Origin of the sequence: Pelomonas sp. CA6 (assembly GCF_022549225.1) — a bacterium.
Lineage (GTDB): Bacteria > Pseudomonadota > Gammaproteobacteria > Burkholderiales > Burkholderiaceae_C > Roseateles.
This window is the reverse complement of the sequence record NZ_JAKZFD010000004.1, coordinates 356,401-378,309: the sequence shown is the minus strand read 5'-3', so window position 1 is coordinate 378,309 and position 21,909 is coordinate 356,401. Positions and strand designations below refer to the sequence as shown.

The window sequence follows — 21,909 nt, the reverse complement described above, 5'->3', positions numbered from 1 at the left end:
GGTCTCGCGGCCGTCGCCTGCGTTGACAATGTCAGGATGCTGATCAACTGTGCGGCCTACCAGGCCGGGCGCAAGGTCGCCGATTTCGCGCCCGAGAACCTGGACGAACTGTCGGGCTGGCTGGAGCAGCCCGGCTGCTTCGTGTGGATCGCGCTGCGCGACCCGGCGCCCGACGAGCTGCAGCCCTACCAGCGCCTGTTCAACCTGCACCCGCTGGCGGTCGAGGATGCCAGCCATGGCCACCAGCGGCCCAAGGTGGAGGAGTACGGCGATTCGCTCTTCGCGGTGATGCACCTGGTCGACTGGGTGCAGGCCGAGCTGAGCCTGGGCGAGATCGCGGTGTTCTGTGGTCCGAACTACGTGCTGTCGGTGCGCAGCGGCAGCAGCGCCCATTTCCTGGGCGTGCGCGAACGCTGCGAGCGCGAGCCCGAGCTGCTGGCCCACGGCCCCAGCTTCGTGCTGTATGCGCTGATGGACGCGGTGGTGGACCGCTACTTCCCCATCCTGGACCGGCTGGAGTCCGAGCTGGAGGAGATCGAACAAAGCATCTTCACCCCCGGCGCGCAGCTGGACAACATCAAGCGCCTCTACGAGCTCAAGCGCCGGCTGATGCTGCTGCGCCGCGCCGTGGCGCCCATGCTGGAGATGCTGTCCAAGCTGCATGGCGGCCGCACGCCGCCGCTGTGCGCGCGCACCGGCGATTACTTCCGCGACGTGGCCGACCATCTGGCGCGCATCCACGGCGCGATCGAATCGGTGCGCGACACGCTGGGCACGGCGATACAGGCCAACCTCTCCATGGTGGCCATCGACGACAGCGCGGTGACCAAGCGCCTGGCCGCCTGGGCCGGCATCTTCGGCGTCGCCACCGCTTTCGCGGGCATTTGGGGCATGAACTTCGAGCACATGCCCGAACTGAAATTCGCCTGGGGCTATCCGGCGGCGCTGGGGCTGATCGTCTCGGTCTGCGGCCTGCTGTGGTGGCGCTTCCGGCGCGCGGGATGGCTGTGATGGACGCCGAGGCAAGACCCGACCCCGACACGCTGCTGGCGCAGCTGCGCGACGAGGAGCGCAGCGCCAGCCGCGGCCGCCTGCGCATCTATTTCGGCTCGTCGGCCGGCGTCGGCAAGACCTACGCGATGCTGGCCGCGGCGCGCAAGCTGCAGGGCGAGGGCACGGACGTGCTCGCCGGCGTGGTCGTGACCCATGGCCGCAGCGAGACGCAGGCCATGCTGGACGGCCTGCCGCAGCTGCCGCTCAAGGCGGTGGCCTACCGCGGCCGCGCGCTGCCCGAGTTCGACCTGGACGGCGCGCTGGCGCGCCGCCCGGCGCTGATCCTGGTCGACGAGCTGGCGCATTCCAACGTGCCCGGCTCGCGTCATCCCAAGCGCTGGCAGGACGTCGAGGAGCTGCTGGCCAACGGCATCGACGTCTACAGCACGCTCAACGTCCAGCACCTGGAGAGCCTCAACGACATCGTCGGCGGCATCACCGGCGTGCGCGTGCAGGAGACCCTGCCCGACACCTTCTTCGACGCCGCCCACGAGGTGGTGATGGTGGACACGCCGGCCGACGAGCTGCTCGCGCGGCTGGCGGCAGGCAAGGTCTACATGGGGCCGCAGGCGGAGCGCGCGGCGCGCAACTTCTTCCGCAAGGGCAACCTGATGGCGCTGCGCGAGCTGGCGCTGCGCCGCACCGCCGACCGCGTCGAGGACGACGTGCAGGCCTGGCGCAGCAACCAGCGTGTCGCCGAGGTGTGGAAGACCGAGGCGGCGCTGCTGTGCGCGATCGGGCCGGATGCCGCGTCCGAGGCGGTGGTGCGCGCCGGCGCGCGCCTGGCCCAGCAGCTCAACGTCTCCTGGCATGCGGTGTATGTGGAAACGCCGGGGCTGAGCCGGCTGCCCGACGCGCGGCGCGAGCGCATCCTGCGCGTGGTGCGCCTGGCCCATGAGCTGGGCGCGCAGACCGCAGTGCTGAGCGCGCAGGACGTGACCCAGGCGCTGCTGGCGCATGCGCGCGAGCACAACCTGTCCACGCTGGTGCTGGGCCGCGGCGAGGGCGGCGGGGCCGGCTGGCGCCGCTGGGCGCAGCGGCTGGGCCTGCCCACACTGGCCCAGCGCCTGCAGCGCCAGGCCGAGGAGCTGGACGTGCTGACCGTCGCGGCCAGTCCGGCCGCACGCGGCGCATCGGCGACGCCCGCGCAGCCGCCTCTCGAGGCCTGGCCCGACGTGATGCGCCGCTACGGCGCCGCGGCGCTGGCCTGTGTCGGCGCGACGCTGCTGTGCTGGCCGCTGCAATTCCATTTCGCCCAGCCCAACATCGTGATGCTCTTCCTGCTCGCGGTGCTGGGCGTGGGCCTGAAGCTGGGGCGCGGGCCCGCGGTGCTGGCCAGCTTCCTCAGCGTGGGCCTGTTCGATTTCTTCTTCGTCTCGCCCAAGCTCAGCTTTGCGGTGTCCGACGTGCAGTACCTGCTCACCTTCTCGGTGATGCTGGCCGTGGGCCTGATCACCGGCCAGCTCACCGCCGGGCTGCGCTACCAGGCCGAGGTGGCGGCGCAGCGCGAGCGGCGCGCGCGGCTGCTGTTCGAGCTGACCAGCGACCTCGCCGGCGCGCTGCAGACCGAGCAGGTGCTGCAGGTCGCTGAGCAGACCCTGGCCCACGAGGTCAACGGCCAGGCGCTGATCTTCACGCTGGACCTGGAGGAGCGGCTGCAGCCCTCGCCGCGCATGGCCCAGCTGGCCGAGGCCGAGCGGCCCGACCCCGGCACCGCGCGCTGGGCTCTGGACCACCGCCAGCCCGCCGGACTGTCGACCGACACCCTGCCCGGCAGTGCCTGGTTCTTCCTGCCGCTGGCCGCACCCATGCGCGCGCGCGGCGTGCTGGCGCTGCGCCCCGGTGCCGCGGCCGTGCTGATGCAGCCCGAGCTGCGCGCCCAGCTGGACACCTGCGGCCGCATCGTCGGCCAGGCGCTGGAGCGCGTGCACTACGTCGAGGTGGCGCAGCAGGCGCTGGTGCACATCGAGTCGGAGCGGCTGCGCAACTCGCTGCTGTCGGCGCTGTCGCACGACCTGCGCACGCCGCTGGCCGTGGTCTATGGGCTGTCGCAGACCCTGGCCGGCATGGACGGGCTGCCGGGCGCGGCGCGCGAGCTCAGCGAATCGCTGCTGCAGCAGACCCGCCGCGTCGGCGCGATGGTCGGCAACCTGCTGGACATGGCGCGGCTGCAGAGCGGCAATGTGCAGCTCAACCGCCAGTGGCAGCCGCTGGAGGAGGTGGTGGGCACCAGCCTGCAGGCCATGCAGCCGCTGCTGGGCGCGCATCCGGTGGAACTGGCGCTGGATCCCGGCCTGCCGCTGCTGGCGCTGGACGCGGCGCTGATGGAGCGTGTGCTCTGCAACCTGCTGGAGAACGCCATCAAGTACACGCCGCCGGACGCGCGCATCCGCCTTGCCGCCACGCTGGACGGCGACGCGGTGCGCCTCACGGTGGCCGACGACGGCCCCGGCCTGCCGGCCGGGCGCGAGGAGCAGCTGTTCGCCAAGTTCAGCCGCGGCGAGCGCGAATCCAGCACGCCCGGCGTGGGGCTGGGGCTGGCCATCTGCCGCGCCATCGTCGAAGCGCATGGCGGCCGCATCTGGGCGGAGCGCAGCGAACTGGGCGGCGCCGCCTTCGTGATCCGCCTGCCTCGCGGCGAACCGCCCGCCGTGCCCGAACTGGAAGAGATCGAACATGAGTGAGCCCACTCCCGTGGCCCTGCTGGTCGAGGACGAACCCGGCATCCGCCGCTTCGTGCGCCTGGCGCTGGAAAGCGAAGGCTGGCAGGTGCACGAGACCGGCACCGTGCGCCAGGGCCTGGTGGACGCTGGCACGCGCCACCCGGACCTCATCATCCTGGACCTGGGCCTGCCCGACGACGACGGGCTGGAGCTGCTGCGCGACCTGCGCGCCTGGTCCGGCGTGCCGGTGATCGTGCTGTCGGCGCGCGCCGGCGAGGCCGACAAGATCGCCGCGCTGGATGCCGGCGCGGACGACTACCTGAGCAAGCCCTTCGGCATTGGCGAACTGATGGCGCGCGTGCGCGTCGCGCAGCGGCGCAGCCAGTCGGCCGCGCGTTCGGGGGAGCCGGCGCAGAGCCTGTTCCGCTTCGGCGACGTGGAGGTGGACCTGCTGCACCGCCGCGTGACCCGCGCCGGCGCCCCGGTGCATCTGACGCCCACCGAGTACCGGCTGCTGACGCACCTGATCGCGCATGCCGGCAAGGTGCTCACGCACCGCCAGCTGCTCAAGGCCGTGTGGGGGCCAAGCCATGTGGACGACAACCACTATCTGCGCGTGTACATGGGCAATCTGCGCCAGAAGCTGGAGGCGCAGCCGGCCACGCCGCGCCACCTGCTGACCGAGACCGCGGTCGGCTATCGGCTGATGGCCTGAGCGGCCGCGAACGGGGCGCCGACGCGCACGCGCGGTGGGCGCAGCAGGCCGGCGGTCCAGTGCTGGTAGGCGCAGCGCGCCAGCCCGTGCAGGCGCTGGGTGCGGCGCGGCAGTTCGCGCAGCAACTCGGCCTCGGACTGGATCGCCGGTCCTTGCAGCTGCAGCTCGTGGCGGCCCATGCGGCACCAGTCGCGCACGCTGTTCTCGGTCACCTCCAGATGGCATTGCAGCGCCAGATGCGGGCCCAGCGCGAAGCCCTTATTCAGGCAGTGCGGCCCGAACAGCAGCCGGCGGCCGCCGCGCGGAATCTCGAAGGTGTCGTAGTGCCAGTTGAAGACCTCGACCAGCGGCTCGCCGCGGAACAGCGCGCGCGCGTCTGGCGTGACCCAGACGCGCGACCAGCCGATGTTGGGCCAGGCATTGCGCGCCACGCGCGCGCCGGCGGCCACGGCGAGCAGCTGGGCGCCGAAGCAATGGCCCAGCACCGGCACCTCGCGGGCCAGCGCGTCCTGCAGCAGCGCGCGTTCCGGCGCGATCCAGGCGACGTCGTCATGCACGCCGTGTTCGCTGCCCAGCACGACGATGCCGGCGAAGTCCGCGGCACGCCGCGGCATCGCGTCGCCCAGGTCGGGGCGGATCAGTCGGTAGCGCAGGTCCTGCTGTTCCAGGAACTGCTGCAGATACCCCGGGCCCTGGTGGGGCTCGTGCTGGATCAGGGCGATCGGTCTCATAGGGTGGGCCGCGACGCGGGCGCGGCCGGTGGTTGCGGTGACGCCAGTCTCCCCGCGGGGCCGTCAAGACACCGTCAAGACTGCGGGGCTGGGCGTCAAGAGCGCATGAAGCGTGGCGCGGGGGTGCGCAACGGGGCGGCCAGGCGCGACAATCGGCAACAAGGGAAAGCGGCCGCAACAGACGGCGGAGGAGCGATGGCCAAGGGATTCGGCTGGGGTCAAGTCTTGCGCGACCGTGTCGTCGGGCCGGTGCTGGCTTGGCGCGCGGGCGGCCGGATGAGCATACGGCGCCAGGGCGCCTTGCGGCTGGAGCTGGTTTCCCGGCTGGGGATGCTGGCCGCGGATCGCCGCGACCGCATGCTGAGCCGCAACGGGCGGCTGCTGGCGCGCTTCGAGCAGGTGCGCTCGGTGGACATCGTCCACCTGCCCGGCAATGAGCACGAGCCCCACCGCTGGGAGCTGCGCCTGCAGCTGCACGGCAGCGATGGCGCGCTGGCGCTGGGCAGCGCGCCCAGCGCCACCCAGGCCTCGCGCATCGCCGAGCGGCTGTCCGACCATCTGCAATGCGAGCTGATGGCGTGGACCGAATGGCTGTGAGCTAAGGCCTCTCGCCCCGCGGGACCGCTGGGCTGCCCCCCGCGGGGGCGGCGATGCCGGCGGCATTGAGCCGCCAGCACATCGCCACGTGGGCCGGCCCGGCGCTCGGCCCGGAAGCCAAGACACAGGCCCCCGCCGCGCGCGGGGGGGCGCCGTCCCAACGAGCCGAATCAATGCACGCCGTGCATCTTCTTCTTCATCCAGGGGCTCAGCAGCATCAGCAGCACCCCGGCACCGGCCGGGATCAGCGTGAAGATCAGGAAGAAGGTGGACATCGAGTAGGCGCTGGAGATCTCGTCGATGTAGGCCCCGGTGGAGCCGGCGATCTTGTTGGCGATCGCGGAGTTCAGGAACCAGACGCCGAACATCAGGCCCAGCAGGCGCGCCGGCGCCAGCTTGGAGATGTAGGACAGGCCCACCGGCGACAGGCACAGCTCGCCCATGGTGTGCAGCAGGTAGGCCAGGGTCAGGAACATCATGCTGACCTGGGCGGTCTTGGCGCCGGCCGGGATGCCGGCCGAGCCATAGGACAGCACCGCGAAGCCCAGGCCCAGCAGCACCAGGCCGACGCCGAACTTCACCGGGCCGCTGGGGTTCCAGTGCCGCTCCCACATCTTGGAGAACATCGGCGCCAGGATCACCAGGAAGAAGGAGTTCAGCACGCCGAACCAGGTGGCCGGCACTTCGGACTGCTCCATCGCGAACTCGCGGCCCAGCATCCACAGCGCCAGGCCCCAGATGATGGCCAGCGCGCCCCACAGCAGCAGGTTGGCCTTCAGGTAGCGCGAACCGGTGCCGCGCTGCAGCTGCACCAGCAGCCAGCTCAGGATCATCAGCGGGATGACGGTCATCAGCGAGTTGATGATCTTGAACACCAGGCCGCCGGTGCCCGCCAGCGCGCGGTCGGTGTAGTCGGCGGCGAAGATGGTCATCGACCCGCCGGCTTGTTCGAACGCGAACCAGAAGAAGATGGTGAAGAAGGAGAACACCAGGATGGCCATCAGGCGGTCGCGCACCACATGGCTGGGCGTGTCGTCCACCTCCTCGACGCGCGCGACGCTGCGGTCCGGCACCCCGCCGATCTTGCCGAAGATGGCCTGGCTGAAGAAGAACTGCAGCGCGCCCAGGATCATGAACACGCCGGCCAGACCGAAGCCCAGGTGCCAGGAGATCTTCTCGCCGATGTAGCCGCACAGCGAGATGCCGAAGAAGGCGCCCGCGTTCACGCCCATGTAGAACAGCGTGTAGCCGCCGTCGCGGGCACCTTCGTTGTCCTTGTCATAGAGCTGGCCGACGATGGCCGAGATGTTGGGCTTGAACAGGCCCGTGCCCGCGATCACCAGCGCCAGACCCAGGTAGAAGGTGGTGCGCGAGTCGAAGAACAGCGAGACGTGGCCGGCGGCGATGATGAAACCGCCCAGCAGCACCGCGCGGCGCGTGCCGAGGAACTTGTCGGCGATGTAGCCGCCCAGGATGGGCGTCAGGTACACCAGCATGGTGTAGGTGCCGTAGAGGCTGGTTGCCTCGGCCCGGCTCCAGCCCCAGCCGCCCTTGGCGGTTTCGGAGACCAGGAACAGCACGAGCAGCGCCCGCATGCCGTAGTAGGAGAAGCGCTCCCACATCTCCGTGAAGAACAGGACGAACAGGCTGTCGGGTTGGCCGAGGATGGTGTGCTGCGGCGCCCCGGGGGTTTGAATTTTGTTCAAACGACGCTCCGATAGGGTCAGAAGGAAAGCTCCGGAGCAGGGCAAGAGGTCCCCACGGCGGGCGCGATATTGTCAGCCAAGGGTCAGGCCTTGCCCCGTTTGTGCGACCTAGGGACAGCCCTAGGTGTCATAGGTCACCGTGACGGCCGGATCGCCATGAAAAAAGGCCGCCGGCCCGGTGCGGGCGGCGGCCTGGTCGCCGAAGGCGGGACGGGGGCTCAGTCCGCGCGGCGGCGGCGGCTCAGCGCCACGCCGGCCAGGCCCAGCGCCACCAGGGCGGCGGACATGGGCTCGGGCACCTGGTTGGTGGGCTTGTCGACGCGGAAGGCGTAGTTGAACGCGTTACGGCTGCCGGCGTTGTCGCGCACCATCGCGCTGGTGTCGCCGCGGACGTCGTACTTGCCGTTGTGGTTGCTGTCGACCTTGTAGTCTTCGGCGAACTTGGCCACGCCGATGTAGATCTGGTCCAGCCAGGCCATGTGGTCGATCTTGGCCACGTCTTGGCCCTGGGTGGAGATCACGTAGTCGCTGGCGACGCCGCCGAACAGCTGGGCGGCGGCTTCCTGGCCGGTCAGCGTGGGGGCGTTGCCGCCGCCCCAGTATTCGCCGGAATACAGATTCCAGCTGCCGACAAAGACGGGCGAGGCGAGGCAGGCGGTGCTGCTGCCCAGCAGCAGGACGAGGGCGGAAAGCTTGGAGGACACTGACTTCATGGGATGGGGCAAGGGGGTTGTTGTTGTGAATGTGAGGCGCCATAGGCGCTGGGCGATAAAAAAGCAATCCCTATGCCCGTCTGAAAATCCCCAGTCATATCAGGGGATTAAACCCGGAGGGGCCATCGCCGCGTCCGCCGCTGTCAGGAAATCCGACAGACGCCCCAACGCGACGGGGCAATTGGACGGTGCCCAAGGCGGCCGCGACGCGGGCGCGTCGCGGGGAGGGCAAGCGAGAACAAATTGGCAGCCCGGGCGGCCCGCAGACCGGGAACTCCAGGGGAGGAAGATTCGATGCAAATATCATTTGAATCATTTATCTCAATACAAGAGACACTCCATGAGGCTTGGGTTGATCGCACGGCTGCTGCTCGTGTCGGCCGTGTTGATGGCCGGCTGCCTGCTGGCGGCGTTCGTGACTTATCAGAAACTGGACCGGGTGCAGGACCTGGCCGAGCACGCGGAGAAGAACCGTGTCCCGCAGCTCAGCGATGTCGCGTCGATCGAGCTGAGCATCACCCGGGTGTCGCTACAGCTGCGCCATGCCATCCTGGCCCGCAATCCCGCCGAGCTGCAGACCGCCATCGACGACATCGCCGCCAAACGCCAGGCCATCGAGAAGGCGGCGCGCGACTATGAGTCGCGGCTGTTTTCGCCGGAGGGGCGGCGGCGTTTCGTGCCGGTTCCGGATCTGCTGCGGGAGTTCTGGCGCGTCGGTGATCTCAACCTGGCGTTGATTCGCGAGGGCCGCAAGGACGAGGCCTTTGCCTTCCTGGTGGACCGCACGATCCCGGCGCGCAATGCCTTGCTGAAGGTGCTGGACGACACCGTGAACTATCAGACCCAGAGCCTGTCCGGGGACATCGATGGCATCCACCAGTCGGTGAGGGAGACCATGTATCTGCTGCTGGCGGTCTTTGTCTGCCTGGCCGTCTGTCTGGTCGGTAGCGCGCTGTGGCTGCGCGCCGCGATGCGGCGGCGGCTGGCCCTGGCGCATCGCGTGGCCGAGCGTGTCCGCGATGGCGACTTGACGCACGAGGTCCATGACGACGCGAAGGACGAGCTGAGTCCGCTGATCGGCGCGCTGCGCGACATGCAAGGAGCGCTGGTGCGCCTGGTCTCGGGCGTGCGCCAGGGGGCCGAGGGCGTGGCCACCGCCAGCGCCGAGATCGCGCAAGGCAACCAGGACCTGTCGCAGCGCACCGAGAGCCAGGCCAGCGCGCTGCAGCAGACGGCCCAGACCATGTCCGGGCTGGGGGCCGCGGTGCGCGACAACGCGCAGAACGCGCAGTCGGCCAGCCGGCTGGCGGGCGAGGCGGCCGGGCTCGCGGCGCAGGGCGGCGACCTGATGAAGGAGGTGGTACGCACGATGGCGTCGATCTCCTCCGCGTCGGCGCGCATCGGCGAAATCATCGCCGTGATCGACACCATCGCCTTCCAGACCAACATCCTGGCGCTGAACGCCGCAGTGGAGGCGGCCCGCGCCGGCGAGCAGGGGCGTGGCTTCGCGGTGGTGGCCAGCGAGGTGCGTGGTCTGGCCGGTCGCTGCGCCGACGCGGCGCGCGAGATCCGCGGCCTGATTCAGGACAGCGGCACCCAGGTGTCCGCCGGCGTGCAGCAGGTACACGGCGCGGGGCGCACCATGGACGACATCGTCGCCGCCATCCAGCGTCTGCATGCGCTGATGGGCGACCTCAGCGCGGCCAGCGCCAGTCAGAGCGACGATGTCGGCCAGGTTGGCAGCGCGGTCGAGCAGATCGACCTGGCCACGCAGCAGAACGCCGCGCTGGTCGAGCAATCCGCCGCCGCAGCGGCCAGCATGAGGGCTCAGGCTCAGGCCCTGGTGGACACGGTGGCGGTGTTTCGCCTGAAGCCCGCCTGAGCGAGGCGCGGGCGGCTACAGGCTGAAGTCGTAGTCGATGGTCAGCGGCGCGTGGTCGCTGAAGCGCTGGTCCAGGTAAATGGCCTCGCGCTTGGCGGTCGCGGCGATGCCGGGCGTGGCCAGGTGGTAGTCCAGCCGCCAGCCCACGTTCTTGGCCCAGGCCTGGCCGCGGTTGCTCCACCAGGTGTATTGCTCGGCGCGGTCGTTCAGGGTTCGGAAGACGTCGATCAGTCCGCCCTGGGCCGGGTCCAGCAGCTGGGTCATCCAGGCGCGCTCCTCGGGCAGGAAGCCGGAGTTCTTCTGGTTGCCCCTCCAGTTCTTCAGGTCGATTTCCTTGTGCGCGATGTTGACGTCGGCCACCAGGATGAACTCGCGTTCGGCGCGCAGCTCCAGCAGGCGAGGGGCCATCGCGGCCAGGAAGCGGAACTTGGCCTGCTGGCGCTCCTCGCCACTGGAGCCGCTGGGGAAATAGCAGGAGATCAGGCTGAGCTTGCGCCCCGGCTTGTCGAAGCGCTTCTCCACCCAGCGGCCCTCGTCGTCGAACTCGGGTACGCCGATGCCGGTGATCAGGTCGCTGGGTTCCTCGCGCGTGTACAGGCCCACGCCGGAATAGCCCTTCTTCTGGGCGTAGTGGAAATGGCCCTTGAGCTTCTCGCACTCGGAGAACTGGCTTTGCACCACGTCCGCCTGGGCCTTGAGCTCCTGCACGCCCAGCACGTCGGCCTGCTGCTGGGGCAGCCAGTCGAACACGCCCTTGCTGGCGGCGGAGCGTATGCCGTTGAGATTGAGGGTGATGAAGCGCATGGATGGTCGCGGCACCTCCGCCTTGCCGGAGGCCCTGGATGAAAGAGGCGCGAGTATCGCAGGCGGCCCCGGTCGGCGCGGCGGCCGCCGTGTTGCCGTGTTTTGGCAACACTTGTGCGCCAAGTACGGGGGCTTGGTGACGCCACGATGAAGGAATTGCTAGATTCCTGCCCCATCACCCTCAGGCCCCCGCAAGCCGCCGCGTCCCGCGCCGGCCGGGCCGCCCGCAGCGCCTTTCCATCCTTTCGGAGCTTTCCTCGATGAACGCACAACGCCCCCCTTGCCTGCCGCTGCGCGCGGCACTGGCCGTGTCCCTGGCCGTCGCCGCGTGGCCGGCGCTGGCGCAGAGCGAGTCCGCCGCCGCCCCCAAGGTGGAAAAGAACCAGCTCGAGGCCGTGGTGATCACGGCCGAGCGGCGCGCCGAGAACATCAAGGACGTGCCGAATGCGGTCACCGCGATCTCCGGCGAGAAGCTGGACGTGCTGAACTCCAGCGGCCAGGACGTGCGCTTCCTCTCGGGCCGGGTGCCCAGCCTGAATATCGAGTCCTCGTTCGGTCGAGCCTTCCCGCGCTTCTACATCCGCGGCTACGGCAACACCGACTTCCGCCTCAACGCCTCGCAGCCGGTCTCGCTGATCTATGACGAGGTGGTGCAGGAGAACCCCATCCTGAAGGGCTTTCCGGTCTTTGACCTGAAGGCGGTCGAGGTGGTGGCCGGCCCGCAGGGCACGCTGTACGGTCGCAACACGCCGGCCGGCGTGGTCAAGTTCGAATCGGTGCGGCCCTCGCGTCAGCAGGAAGGCTATTTCAGCCTCTCCTATGGCCGCTTCGGCACCACGAATGCCGAAGGCGCGTTCAACCTGCCGCTGGGCGGCGACTGGGCGGCGCGCATCTCGGCCCAGGTGCAGCACCGCGACAACTGGGTGAAGAACCAGCTGCCCAACGCGGTCACGCCCAAGACCGAGGGCTATGACGACCGTGCCGTGCGCGCCCAGCTGCTGTACGAGCCGCACAAGCAGTTCTCCGCCCTATTCAACATCCACAACCGCGAGCTGGACGGCAGCCCGCGCCTGTTCCGCGCCAGCATCATCAAGCAGGGCACGAACGAGCTGGTGGACGGCTTCGACCCAGCCAAGATGTACATCGACGGCCGCAACGAGCAGCGCCTGCACGCCACCGGCGCCAACGCGCGCCTGCGCTGGTCGCTGGGCGACGTGGTGCTGCATTCGGTCACCGCGATCGAGACCGTGCAGCCCTTCTCGCGCGGTGATATCGACGGCGGCAACTTCGGCCCCACGCAGGGGCAGGAGGGCTGGATCCGCTTCCCGGTCGAGACCTCGGACGCGCTGAAGAACCATCGCCAGCTGAGCCAGGAATTCCGCGCCGAGTACAACCCGGCCGGTCCGCTGCGCTACCAGGGCGGCCTCTACGTGTTCGACGAGCGCTACACCGCGATCGCGACCAACTACGACACGCCCACCGGCGCCTATGCCTCGTCGTCGAGCACGCGCCAGACCAACCGCGCCTATGCGCTGTTCGCTTCGGTGAACTATGACGTCACGCAGGACTTCAAGCTGCGCGGCGGCCTGCGCTACACCCGCGACAAGAAGACCCTGGACGTCAGCTCCGCCGACATCCCGCTGAACGCGGCCAACGGCCTGTCCGCGACCAGCTCCGACGCCAAGTGGACCTGGGATCTGTCCGGCACCTATGCGCTGGACCGCAACACCAATCTGTATGCGCGCGTCGGCACCGGCTTCCGCGGGTCGGCCATCCTGCCGGCCTCGCAGTTCGATCCGCTGTCCAAGGCCAAGCAGGAAACGCTGACGTCCTACGAACTGGGCATCAAGAGCGACCTGTGGGACCGCCGCGCGCGCCTGTCCGCCAGCCTGTTCCGCTATGACGTGAAGGGGCTGCAGCTCACCGAGGTGGGCGGCGGCGCCAACAGCAACTCGGTGAAGAGCGCCGACAAGGCGGTGGGGCAGGGCGTGGAGTTCAACCTCGAGATCCTGCCCATCGACCGCCTGTTCCTGACCCTGGGCGGCAGCTACAACGACGCCAAGATCAAGGACGGCCTGCTGACGGTGGGCGGCTGCGGCGCCCCCTGCACGGTGCTGAACCGGCCGGCCGGCGGCGGCCAGTTCTACATCGACGGCAACCAGCTGCCGCAGGCGCCCAAGTGGGTGGCCAACCTGACCGCGCGCTATTCCATCCCCACCGCCGGCGGCAACGAGTTCTACATCTACACCGACTGGGCCTACCGCTCCAAGGTGAACTTCTTCCTCTTCGAGTCGGTCGAGTTCACCGGCAAGGCACTGACCGAAGGTGGCGTGCGCCTGGGTTATGTCTGGGACAACGGCAAGTACGAGGCGGCGGCCTTCGTGCGCAACGTCACCAACCAGGTGCGCGTGACCGGCGCAATCAACTTCAACAACCTGACCGGCTTCATCAACGACCCGCGCACCTACGGTGTGCAGTTCAAGGCTCAGTTCTGAGTACCCCCGGGCCGGGGGGCGCCGCGTGGTGGGCGGCGCCTACAATCCCGGCCCAGTTCCAACCGCCTCTTTCGCAAGCCCATGAACACCGCCGCCCATGACGCCCTGGCCCAGGATTTCGTTGCCTTCGCCGTGGAGGTGGGCGTGCTGCGCTTCGGCGAGTTCAAGACCAAGGCGGGCCGCCAGAGCCCTTACTTCTTCAACGCCGGACTGTTCGACGACGGCCTGAAGCTGGGCCGCCTGGCGCAGTTCTACGCGCGCCGCCTGATCGAGTCGGGCCTGGCCTTCGACATGATCTTCGGCCCCGCCTACAAGGGCATCACGCTGGCGGCGGCGGTGTCCATGGAGCTGGCGCGGCTGGGCCACAACAAGCCCTTTGCCTACAACCGCAAGGAGGCCAAGGACCATGGCGAAGGTGGCACCCTGGTCGGTGCGCCGGTGCGCGGCCGCGTGCTCATCATCGACGACGTGATTTCCGCCGGCACTTCGGTGCGCGAGTCCATCGCGATGATCCAGGCGGCCGGTGCCACGCCCTGCGGTGTCGCGATCGCGCTGGACCGCCAGGAAAAGGCGGCCGAGAACGGGCAGGACCTGCCCTGGTCCGCAGTACAGTATGTGAGCCGGCAGCTGCAACTTCCCGTGGTGGCGATTGCCGGCCTGTCGGACCTGCTGCAGTACCTGCAGACGACCAGCAGTCCCGCCATCGCCGCGCATGCGGCGGCGGTCCACGCCTATCGAGATCGTTACGGAGTCTGATGCAGCTCGTTCCTCTCGCCCTGTTTCTGTGTGCCGCGTCGATGGCGGCGCTGGAGGCCTCTGCCCAGCAGCAGTCCCCGGGCAAGGGAGGCATCTACAGCTGCGTCACCGCCGACGGCCGGCGCCTGACCTCCGACCGGCCCATTCCCGAATGCAAGGAGCGCGAACAGCGCCTGCTCAACAACGACGGCTCGACGCGCCGCGTCGTGCCGCCGGCGATGTCGCCCGACGAACAGGCCGTCTATGACGCGCGCCAGCGCCGCGAGGCCCAGGAGCGTGTCGCACAGCAGGACGCGGTGCGTCGCGACCGCAACCTGCTGCAGCGCTTCCCCGACGCCGCGGCGCACCAGCGCGCCCGCGAGGCGGCGCTGGACGACATCAACAAGGCGCTGGAATCGTCCGAGCGCCGCATCCGCGAGCTGGCCGCCGAGCGCAAGCCGCTGCTCGAAGAGGCCGAGTTCTACAAGAACAAGACCGTGCCGCTGAAGCTGCGCCAGCAGCTGGAGACCAACGAGGCCTCGACCGACGCGCAGCGCGTGCTGATCGAGAACCAGAAGGCCGAGCTGGTGCGGGTCAACAAGAACTTCGACGAGGAGCTGGCGCGGCTTCGCAAGCTCTGGGCCGGCGCCACGCCGGGCAGCTTGCCGCTGCGTCCGGCCGCATCGGCGGCGTCGGAGCCGGCCGTGCGCTGAGCGAGACCGCCGCCAGACCGTCAATCGCCATAGTGCTGTGGCGGCCCAAAGTCGCCAACCGCGACATGGTGGGTCAGCAGCCCCAGCCCGTCGTCCCAGTCATGCAGCAGCAGGCCCGGGGGCTCCAGCCGCCAGGCGGCCTCGTGGGCGCCCGGCGCGCCCAGCACGATCTGGTGCGCGCAGCTCGGCGCAACCGACAGCGGCAGCCCCGCGAAGGTGGTCTCGATGTGGCGGTGCACATGGCCGCACAGCAGCTTCAGCAGCTGCGGCGCCCGGGCCACGATGCGCGCCAGGGCGTCCGCGCCGTCGAAGAGCCGCATCGCGTCCATGAAGGGCAGGCCCAGTGCGCGCGGCGGATGGTGCAGCGCCAGCAGGGTCGGCCGGTCGCGCTGCCGGGCGAGCGCGTCGGCCAGCCAGTCGAGCTGGGCGCTGTCCAGGCCGCCATCGGCGCGGCCGGGCCGCAGCGTGTCCAGCGCCAGCACACGCAAGGGTCCCAGCGCGCGGTCCTGGCACAGGGCCTCGCCGGGACCGGTGCCGGCCGGCCATTGCTCGGGAAACGCGTCGCGCAGCGCGCCGCGCTCGTCGTGGTTGCCGGGCAGCAGCACGCAGGGCAGGCCCAGCGCGCGCAGGCGTTCGCGCAGCCCGGCGTAGCTGGCGGGCGAGCCGTCGTCGGAGAGGTCGCCGCTGAGCAACAGCGCATCGGGCCGCAGCGGCCTCAGCGCGGCCAGCGCCGCGTCCAGCAGCGCGGCCGTGTCCACCCGGTCCATGCACAGCCGCCCCGCTCGCACCAGGTGCAGGTCGCTGAGCTGGGCGAGGCGGAACATGGCTTGTGCCGGGCGGCCGTCCTCAGCCCAGCTTCTTCTTCAGCAGCTCGTTGACCAGGGCCGGGTTGGCCTTGCCCTTGGTCGCCTTCATCGCCTGGCCGACCAGGGCGTTGAAGGCCTTGTCCTTGCCGGCGCGGTACTCGTCGACCGACTTGGTGTTGGCCGCCAGCACCTCGTCCAGGATGGCTTCGATGGCGCCGGTGTCGCTCATCTGCTTCAGGCCCTTGGCTTCGATCAGGGCGTCGACGTCGTGACCTTCGCCGCTCCACAGTGCGTCGAAGACCTGCCGGGCGGCGTTGTTGGAGATGGTGCCGTCCTGGATGCGCGCGATCAGCGCGGCCAGCGTGGCGGGCGCCACCGGTGCCGCGCCAATCTCGCGCTCCTCGCTGTTGAGGCGGCGCGAGATCTCGCCCATCACCCAGTTCGCCACCAGCTTGGGCGCCTTGCAAGCATCGCGCGCGGCCTCGTAGTAGCGCGCGGTGGCCAGGCTCTGGGTCATCATCGTGGCGTCGTACTCGGGCAGGCCGTCGACCTCGATGAAGCGCTTCGCCATCACGCCGGGCAATTCCGGCATCTCGCCCTTCACGCGCTCCACCCATTCCGGCGCGATCACCAGCGGCGGCAGGTCGGGGTCGGGGAAGTAGCGGTAGTCGGCCGAGTCTTCCTTGCTGCGCATCGCGCGCGTCTCGCCGGTGTCGGGGTTGTAGAGCACCGTGGCCTGCTGGATGGCCAGGCCGTCCTCGATCTGGTCGATCTGCCAGTTCACCTCGTAGTGCACCGCGTCGACCAGGTAGCGGAAGCTGTTCAGGTTCTTGATCTCGCGCCGCGTGCCATAGGGCTCGCCGGGCTTGCGCACGGAGACGTTGACGTCGCAGCGGAAGGAGCCTTCCTGCATGTTGCCGTCGCAGATGGAGAGCCACATCACCAGCGCGTGCAGGGTCTTGGCGTACTCGGCGGCTTCCTCGGCCGAGCGCAGGTCGGGCTCGGAGACGATCTCCAGCAGCGGCGTGCCGGCGCGGTTCAGGTCGATGCCCGACATGCCGTGGTAGTCCTCGTGCAGGCTCTTGCCGGCGTCTTCCTCGAGGTGGGCGCGGGTCAGGCGCACGGTCTTCTTCTCGTCGCCGACGAAGAAGCTCACCTCGCCGCCCTGCACCACCGGGATCTCGAACTGGCTGATCTGGTAGCCCTTGGGCAGGTCGGGGTAGAAGTAGTTCTTGCGCGCGAAGATGGACAGCGGCGCGACCTTGGCGCCCACCGCCAGGCCGAAGCGGATCGCGCGCTCGACTGCGGCGCGGTTGAGCACCGGCAGCGTGCCGGGCAGCGCCAGGTCCACGGCCGAGGCCTGGGTGTTGGGCTCGGCGCCGAAGGCGGTCGACGCGCCGCTGAAGATCTTGGACTGGGTGGAGAGCTGGACGTGGTTCTCCAGGCCGATCACGACCTCGTAGCCACGCACCAGCTTGCTGGGGGTCTTGGTGCTCATGCTCAGAATCCTGCCGGGGCGCGGGTGTGCCAGTCGGTCGCCTGCTGCAGCGCGTGCGCGGTGTGCAGCAGCTGGCCCTCGCGGAAGTAGTTGCCGATCAGCTGCAGGCCCACGGGCATGCCGCCCTCGCCAAAGCCCACCGGCACGCTCATGCCGGGCAGGCCGGCCAGCGAGCCGGGCAGCGTGAAGATGTCGGCCAGGTAGGCCTTGACCGGGTCGTCGGCGCCTTCGCCTGCCTTCCACGCCACGGTGGGGGCCACCGGGCCGGCGATCAGGTCGCACTGGGCCAGCGCCTGCTGGAAGTCGTCGGCGATCATGCGGCGCAGCTTCTGTGCCTGCAGGTAGTAGGCGTCGTAGTAGCCGTGCGAGAGCACGTAGGTGCCGATCATGATGCGGCGCTTGACCTCGGCGCCGAAGCCCTCGGCGCGGGTCTTCTTGTACATGTCCAGCAGGTCGCCGTAGTCCTTGGCGCGGTGGCCGAACTTCACGCCGTCGAAGCGGGAGAGGTTGGAGCTCGCCTCGGCCGGGGCAATGATGTAGTAGACCGGGATGGCCAGCTCGGTGCGCGGCAGACTCACGTCGACCAGCGTGGCGCCCAGCTTCTCCAGCTCGGCCAGGCCCTGGCGCACCGCCTGTTCGACGTCGGCCGACAGCCCGCTGGGGAAGAACTCGCGCGGCAGCCCGATGCGCAGGCCCTGCAGCGGCCGGCCGGCCGTGGCGCCCTCGCGGGCGGCCTGCATCTGGGCATGGAAGTCCTGCGGCGGCTGCTGCACGCTGGTGGCGTCGCGCTCGTCGAAGCCGCTCATCGCGGAGAGCAGCAGCGCGCAGTCCTCGGCCGAGCGTGCCATCGCGCCGGCCTGGTCCAGGCTGGACGCGAAGGCGATCATGCCGTAGCGCGAGCACACGCCGTAGGTGGGCTTGATGCCGGTGATGCCGGTGAAGCTGGCCGGCTGGCGGATGGAGCCGCCGGTGTCGGTGCCGGTGGCGCCGGGCACCAGGCGCGCGGCCACCGCGGTCGCCGAGCCGCCGGAGGAACCGCCGGGCACGCGTGAGCGGTCCCAGGGGTTGTGCGCCGGGCCGTAGGCGGAGTTCTCGTTGGCCGAACCCATCGCGAACTCGTCGCAGTTGAGCTTGCCCAGACTCACGGTGCCGGCGCTCTTGAGCCGGTCCACCACCGTGGCGTCGAAGGGGCTCATGTAGCCGGCGAGCATCTTGGAGCCGGCCGTCGTGGGCATGTCGCGGGTGACGAAGATGTCCTTGTGCGCGATGGGCACACCGGTGAGCGGCGCGGCCTGGCCGGCGGCCCGCTGCGCGTCGGCGGCGCGCGCCTGTTCCAGCGCCAGTGCCTCGTCGACATGCACAAAGGCACCCAATTCCTTCGCGCCGGCAACACGTGCAAGCAGTTGTTGGGTGACTTCCTGGCTGGAGAACCGCTTGTCCTGCAGCGCGCGGGCCAATTCGGCCACGCCCATCTCGTGAACGGATTTCATTATTCGATGACCTTGGGGACCAGGAACAGGCCGTCCTCGACGGCGGGCGCACTGCGCTGGTTCAGCGCGCGCTGGTTGGTTTCGGTGACGCGGTCTTCGCGCAGGCGCAGCTGCACCTCCTGCACCGCCGACAGAGGCGTGTACAGCGGTTCGACGCCGCTGGTGTCCACCGCGCTCATCTGTTCGACGATGGAGAAGAAGCCGTTGAGCTGGGGCAGCAGCGCGGCCTGCTCGGCGTCCGAGAGTTGCAGCCGGGCCAGGTGGGCGATGCGGCTGACGTCGTCGTGGGTCAGGGCCATGTTTCGGGTCTTCCGGACGGGCCTGCGCAAGCAGGCTCAAATCGCTGACTTGGTGCTTGCCAGCAGGTCAAAGTAAGGGGTGATCGGGTATTATCTCCGCTTATATCCATGGCACGAGGCTGCACGGCTGCACGCAGCGGCGCAGCCTCGTTGCACATGGTGCGAACACGTTCGCGCAGCCGGCCCGTTTGGGTGCGGCTGCGCGGTTGCTCCAGCCCCGCACCCGTACCCAAGGCCAGACCCCACCGCTTGCTGCAGCCCACCGCCCGGCCCGCCGGGATCCTGGCCCCCACATCCAACATGCTCGCCTCCCTGCGCCGCTACTTCTCCACCGATCTCGCCATCGACCTGGGCACTGCCAACACGCTGATCTACGTCCGCGGCAAGGGCGTGGTGCTCGACGAACCCTCCGTCGTCGCCATCCGCCACGAAGGCGGCCCCAACGGCAAGAAGACCATCCAGGCCGTCGGCCACGAGGCCAAGGCCATGCTGGGCAAGGTGCCCGGCAACATCGAGGCGATCCGCCCGATGAAAGACGGCGTGATCGCCGACTTCGTCGTGACCGAACAGATGATCAAGCAGTTCATCAAGATGGTCCACGACACCAAACTGCTGCGCCCCTCGCCGCGCATCATCATCTGCGTGCCCTGCGGCTCCACCCAGGTCGAGAAGCGTGCGATCCGCGACGCCGCGCTGGGCGCCGGCGCCTCCGAGGTTTACCTGATCGAGGAACCCATGGCCGCCGCGATCGGCGCCGGGCTGCCGGTCTCCGAGGCCTCGGGCTCCATGGTCATCGACATCGGCGGTGGCACGACCGAGGTCGGCGTGATCTCGCTGGGCGGCATGGTCTACAAGGGCTCGGTCCGCGTCGGTGGCGACAAGTTCGACGAGGCCATCATCAACTACATCCGTCGCAACTACGGCATGTTGATCGGCGAACCCACCGCCGAGGCGATCAAGAAGAACATCGGCTCCGCCTTCCCCGGCTCCGAGGTCAAGGAGATGGAGGTCAAGGGCCGCAACCTCTCCGAGGGCGTGCCGCGCAGCTTCACGATCTCGTCCAACGAGATCCTGGAGGCGCTGACCGACCCGTTGAACCAAATCGTCTCCGCGGTGAAGAACGCGCTGGAGCAGACCCCGCCGGAGCTGGGCGCCGACATCGCCGAGCGCGGCATGATGCTGACCGGCGGCGGCGCGCTGCTGCGCGACCTGGACCGCCTGCTGGCCGAGGAAACCGGCCTGCCGGTGCTGGTGGCCGAGGACCCGCTGACCTGCGTGGTGCGCGGCTGCGGCATGGCGCTGGAGCGCATGGAGCGTCTGGGTTCCATCTTCACCTCCGAGTAAGAAGAGCCCGCCATGCACCGCCACGAGCCGGCTCCTGCGCAACAGGGCCGGCTTGTCTCGTTCCATGCCCCCTCGGCCGGTGCCGCGTGGGTGGCACGCAAGACCTGACCCTGGCCCGCCACGTCCGCCATGTCTCTCGGCACCCTTGACCGCCGCCCGCCGCCGCTGTTCCGCGAAGGCCCGTCGGCGCTGACCAAGCTGGCGCTGTGCACCGCGCTGGCGCTGTTTCTGATGGTGGCCGACGCCCGCTTCGGCGTGATGGGGCCCATGCGCGCGTCGCTGGCGCTGGTGCTGCATCCGGTGCAGCGCGTGCTGCTCGCGCCGGTGGAGGGCTGGGAGCGCCTGGGCGACTACGCGCGCGGCATGGAACGCGCCACCGCGGCCGAGGACCAGGCGCGCCGCCAGCTGGCCCAGCAGGCGGTGGCGATGAACCGCGCGGCCCAGCTGCAGGCCGAGAACCAGCGCCTGCGCACGCTGCTGCAGCTGCGCGACGCGCTGACGGTCAAGGGCCTGGCCGCCGAGGTGCTTTATGAGGCCTCCGACCCGTATTCGCGCCGCGTCGTCATCGACCGCGGCAGCAAGGACGGCGTGCAGGCCGGCGCGCCGGTGGTCAACGAAGGCGGCGTGCTGGGCCAGGTGACGCGGGTCTACCTGCTGTCGTCCGAGGTCACGCTGCTGACCGACCGCGACGCCTCCATTCCGGTGCTGAACACGCGCACCCAGCAGCGCGGCGTCGCCTATGGCGGCGAGCGCGGCAGCATGGAGCTGCGCTTCATCGCCGCCAATGCCGACATCAAGGCGGGTGACCTGCTGGCCACCTCGGGCCTGGACGGGGTCTACCCCAGCGACCTGGCCGTGGCGCGCGTGACCCAGGTCGAGCGGCGCGGCGACAGCAGCTTCGCGCGCGTCAGCCTGGAGCCGGCCGCGCAGCCCGACGCGGCGCGCCATGTGCTGGTGCTGGAGCCCATGGCGGCGCACGAGGCGGCCCGCGCCGAGGCCGCCGCCGCCGCGGCCTCCGACGCGGCGGCCCGCCAGCAGGCGCGCGACAACGCCAAGGCCGCCAAGGCGGCCGCGAAGGCCGCGGCCAAGACCGCGCCTGCATCGACCCCGGCGTCGGGAGCTTCACGATGATCATGCCCCGTGGCGCCAGCCAGCTGCTGCTGCCGGCCAATCCGATCTTCATCGCCTTCAGCCTGATCGCCGCGCTGGCGCTGGACATGGTGCCGGTCGGCCGTCAGCCCTGGATGCCCGACTTCCTGGCGCTCACGCTGGTGTTCTGGAACGTGCACCAGCCGCGCCGCGTCGGTGTCGGCTGGGCCTTCATCTTCGGCCTGCTGGTCGACGTGCACCACGGCGCGCTGCTGGGCCAGCATGCGCTGTCCTACAGCCTGCTGGCCTTTGGCGCGGTGGCGCTGCACCGGCGCCTGCTGTGGTTCAGCCTGTTCGCGCAGGCCGCCCATGTGCTGCCGCTGTTCGTGCTGGCGCATCTGGTCTCGCTGCTGGTGCGCCTCGCGGTGGGGGGCATGTGGCCGGGTTGGTCGCTGCTCGTGGCGCCGTTGCTGGAGGGGCTGCTGTGGCCCTTCGCCAGTGCGCTGCTGTTGGCGCCGCAGCGCCGTCCGCCCGATCCCGATGCCCACCGTCCGCTGTGACGCGTCCGTCCGCCTG

The 21,909-nt window shown here is 69.7% G+C and carries 19 protein-coding genes; 11 read left to right on the top strand and 8 right to left on the bottom strand.

Annotation, left to right across the window (positions count from 1 at the left end):
* The first annotated feature begins 36 nt into the window (after positions 1 to 36).
* The 3 genes from LZ017_RS09705 to kdpE are packed head-to-tail and all read left to right on the top strand — an operon-like array spanning position 37 to position 4,431.
* Positions 37 to 1,011 carry a magnesium and cobalt transport protein CorA gene (locus LZ017_RS09705; RefSeq protein WP_241396586.1) on the top strand — a complete coding sequence of 325 codons (975 nt, stop codon included), beginning with the start codon at positions 37 to 39 and terminating at the stop codon, positions 1,009 to 1,011.
* A complete protein-coding gene (locus tag LZ017_RS09700) occupies positions 1,011 to 3,737 on the top strand; it encodes a DUF4118 domain-containing protein (RefSeq protein ID WP_374109905.1) in 2,727 nt (908 codons plus the stop codon). Before LZ017_RS09705 ends, LZ017_RS09700 begins: the two co-directional genes overlap by 1 nt.
* Positions 3,730 to 4,431, top strand: a complete 702-nt coding sequence (kdpE, locus tag LZ017_RS09695) for a two-component system response regulator KdpE (protein WP_241396580.1) — start codon at positions 3,730 to 3,732, stop codon at positions 4,429 to 4,431. Before LZ017_RS09700 ends, kdpE begins: the two co-directional genes overlap by 8 nt.
* On the opposite strand, the gene LZ017_RS09690 is transcribed toward kdpE, so the two are convergent.
* On the bottom strand, positions 4,413 to 5,162 hold the full coding sequence (locus LZ017_RS09690; protein WP_241396577.1) for a type 1 glutamine amidotransferase: 750 nt from the start codon (positions 5,160 to 5,162) through the stop codon (positions 4,413 to 4,415). The two genes, kdpE and LZ017_RS09690, sit on opposite strands and share 19 nt — an antisense overlap.
* A gap of 195 nt (positions 5,163 to 5,357) precedes the next feature.
* Here LZ017_RS09690 and LZ017_RS09685 point away from each other — a divergent pair, with 195 nt between their 5' ends.
* Positions 5,358 to 5,759, top strand: coding sequence for a hypothetical protein (locus tag LZ017_RS09685; protein WP_241396575.1), 402 nt, complete (start codon positions 5,358 to 5,360; stop codon positions 5,757 to 5,759).
* A gap of 170 nt (positions 5,760 to 5,929) precedes the next feature.
* On the opposite strand, the gene LZ017_RS09680 is transcribed toward LZ017_RS09685, so the two are convergent.
* Positions 5,930 to 7,465: a peptide MFS transporter gene (locus LZ017_RS09680; RefSeq protein ID WP_241396574.1), complete on the bottom strand. Its 1,536-nt coding sequence runs from the start codon at positions 7,463 to 7,465 to the stop codon at positions 5,930 to 5,932.
* 218 nt (positions 7,466 to 7,683) lie between these two features.
* A complete protein-coding gene (locus tag LZ017_RS09675; protein ID WP_241396572.1) occupies positions 7,684 to 8,178 on the bottom strand; it encodes a PEP-CTERM sorting domain-containing protein in 495 nt (164 codons plus the stop codon).
* Positions 8,179 to 8,518: 340 nt separating this feature from the next.
* Between LZ017_RS09675 and LZ017_RS09670 the strand changes: the two genes are divergently transcribed.
* Positions 8,519 to 10,060: a methyl-accepting chemotaxis protein gene (locus LZ017_RS09670; RefSeq protein WP_241396570.1), complete on the top strand. Its 1,542-nt coding sequence runs from the start codon at positions 8,519 to 8,521 to the stop codon at positions 10,058 to 10,060.
* Between the two features lie 15 nt (positions 10,061 to 10,075).
* Here the strand turns inward: LZ017_RS09670 and LZ017_RS09665 are convergent, their stop codons facing one another.
* Complete coding sequence (locus LZ017_RS09665) at positions 10,076 to 10,864, bottom strand: exodeoxyribonuclease III (RefSeq protein ID WP_241396568.1); 789 nt, start codon at positions 10,862 to 10,864, stop codon at positions 10,076 to 10,078.
* A gap of 260 nt (positions 10,865 to 11,124) precedes the next feature.
* On the opposite strand from LZ017_RS09665, the gene LZ017_RS09660 reads away from it, so the two are divergent.
* From LZ017_RS09660 to LZ017_RS09650, 3 genes are all read left to right on the top strand, one after another.
* Complete coding sequence (locus LZ017_RS09660) at positions 11,125 to 13,359, top strand: TonB-dependent receptor (protein WP_241396567.1); 2,235 nt, start codon at positions 11,125 to 11,127, stop codon at positions 13,357 to 13,359.
* Between the two features lie 81 nt (positions 13,360 to 13,440).
* Positions 13,441 to 14,115 (top strand): orotate phosphoribosyltransferase, encoded by a 675-nt coding sequence (pyrE, locus tag LZ017_RS09655; RefSeq protein ID WP_241396566.1) that lies wholly within the window; start codon positions 13,441 to 13,443, stop codon positions 14,113 to 14,115.
* A complete protein-coding gene (locus tag LZ017_RS09650) occupies positions 14,115 to 14,807 on the top strand; it encodes a hypothetical protein (protein WP_241396565.1) in 693 nt (230 codons plus the stop codon). The genes pyrE and LZ017_RS09650 overlap by 1 nt, the downstream gene beginning before the upstream one ends.
* A gap of 20 nt (positions 14,808 to 14,827) precedes the next feature.
* Here the strand turns inward: LZ017_RS09650 and LZ017_RS09645 are convergent, their stop codons facing one another.
* Genes LZ017_RS09645 through gatC form a run of 4 tightly spaced genes read right to left on the bottom strand, consistent with a single transcriptional unit; the run spans position 14,828 to position 18,900 of the window.
* Complete coding sequence (locus tag LZ017_RS09645; protein WP_241396563.1) at positions 14,828 to 15,631, bottom strand: phosphodiesterase; 804 nt, start codon at positions 15,629 to 15,631, stop codon at positions 14,828 to 14,830.
* Positions 15,632 to 15,653: 22 nt separating this feature from the next.
* On the bottom strand, positions 15,654 to 17,111 hold the full coding sequence (gene gatB, locus LZ017_RS09640) for an Asp-tRNA(Asn)/Glu-tRNA(Gln) amidotransferase subunit GatB (protein WP_241396560.1): 1,458 nt from the start codon (positions 17,109 to 17,111) through the stop codon (positions 15,654 to 15,656).
* A gap of 2 nt (positions 17,112 to 17,113) precedes the next feature.
* Positions 17,114 to 18,601: an Asp-tRNA(Asn)/Glu-tRNA(Gln) amidotransferase subunit GatA gene (gatA, locus tag LZ017_RS09635; protein ID WP_241396557.1), complete on the bottom strand. Its 1,488-nt coding sequence runs from the start codon at positions 18,599 to 18,601 to the stop codon at positions 17,114 to 17,116.
* Positions 18,601 to 18,900, bottom strand: a complete 300-nt coding sequence (gene gatC, locus LZ017_RS09630; protein ID WP_241396556.1) for an Asp-tRNA(Asn)/Glu-tRNA(Gln) amidotransferase subunit GatC — start codon at positions 18,898 to 18,900, stop codon at positions 18,601 to 18,603. Before gatC ends, gatA begins: the two co-directional genes overlap by 1 nt.
* Before the next feature lie 300 nt (positions 18,901 to 19,200).
* On the opposite strand from gatC, the gene LZ017_RS09625 reads away from it, so the two are divergent.
* From LZ017_RS09625 to mreD, 3 genes are all read left to right on the top strand, one after another.
* On the top strand, positions 19,201 to 20,244 hold the full coding sequence (locus LZ017_RS09625; protein ID WP_241396554.1) for a rod shape-determining protein: 1,044 nt from the start codon (positions 19,201 to 19,203) through the stop codon (positions 20,242 to 20,244).
* 129 nt (positions 20,245 to 20,373) lie between these two features.
* Positions 20,374 to 21,375: a rod shape-determining protein MreC gene (mreC, locus tag LZ017_RS09620; RefSeq protein ID WP_241396551.1), complete on the top strand. Its 1,002-nt coding sequence runs from the start codon at positions 20,374 to 20,376 to the stop codon at positions 21,373 to 21,375.
* Positions 21,372 to 21,893 carry a rod shape-determining protein MreD gene (gene mreD, locus LZ017_RS09615; protein WP_241396550.1) on the top strand — a complete coding sequence of 174 codons (522 nt, stop codon included), beginning with the start codon at positions 21,372 to 21,374 and terminating at the stop codon, positions 21,891 to 21,893. The genes mreC and mreD overlap by 4 nt, the downstream gene beginning before the upstream one ends.
* Positions 21,894 to 21,909 lie beyond the last annotated feature (16 nt).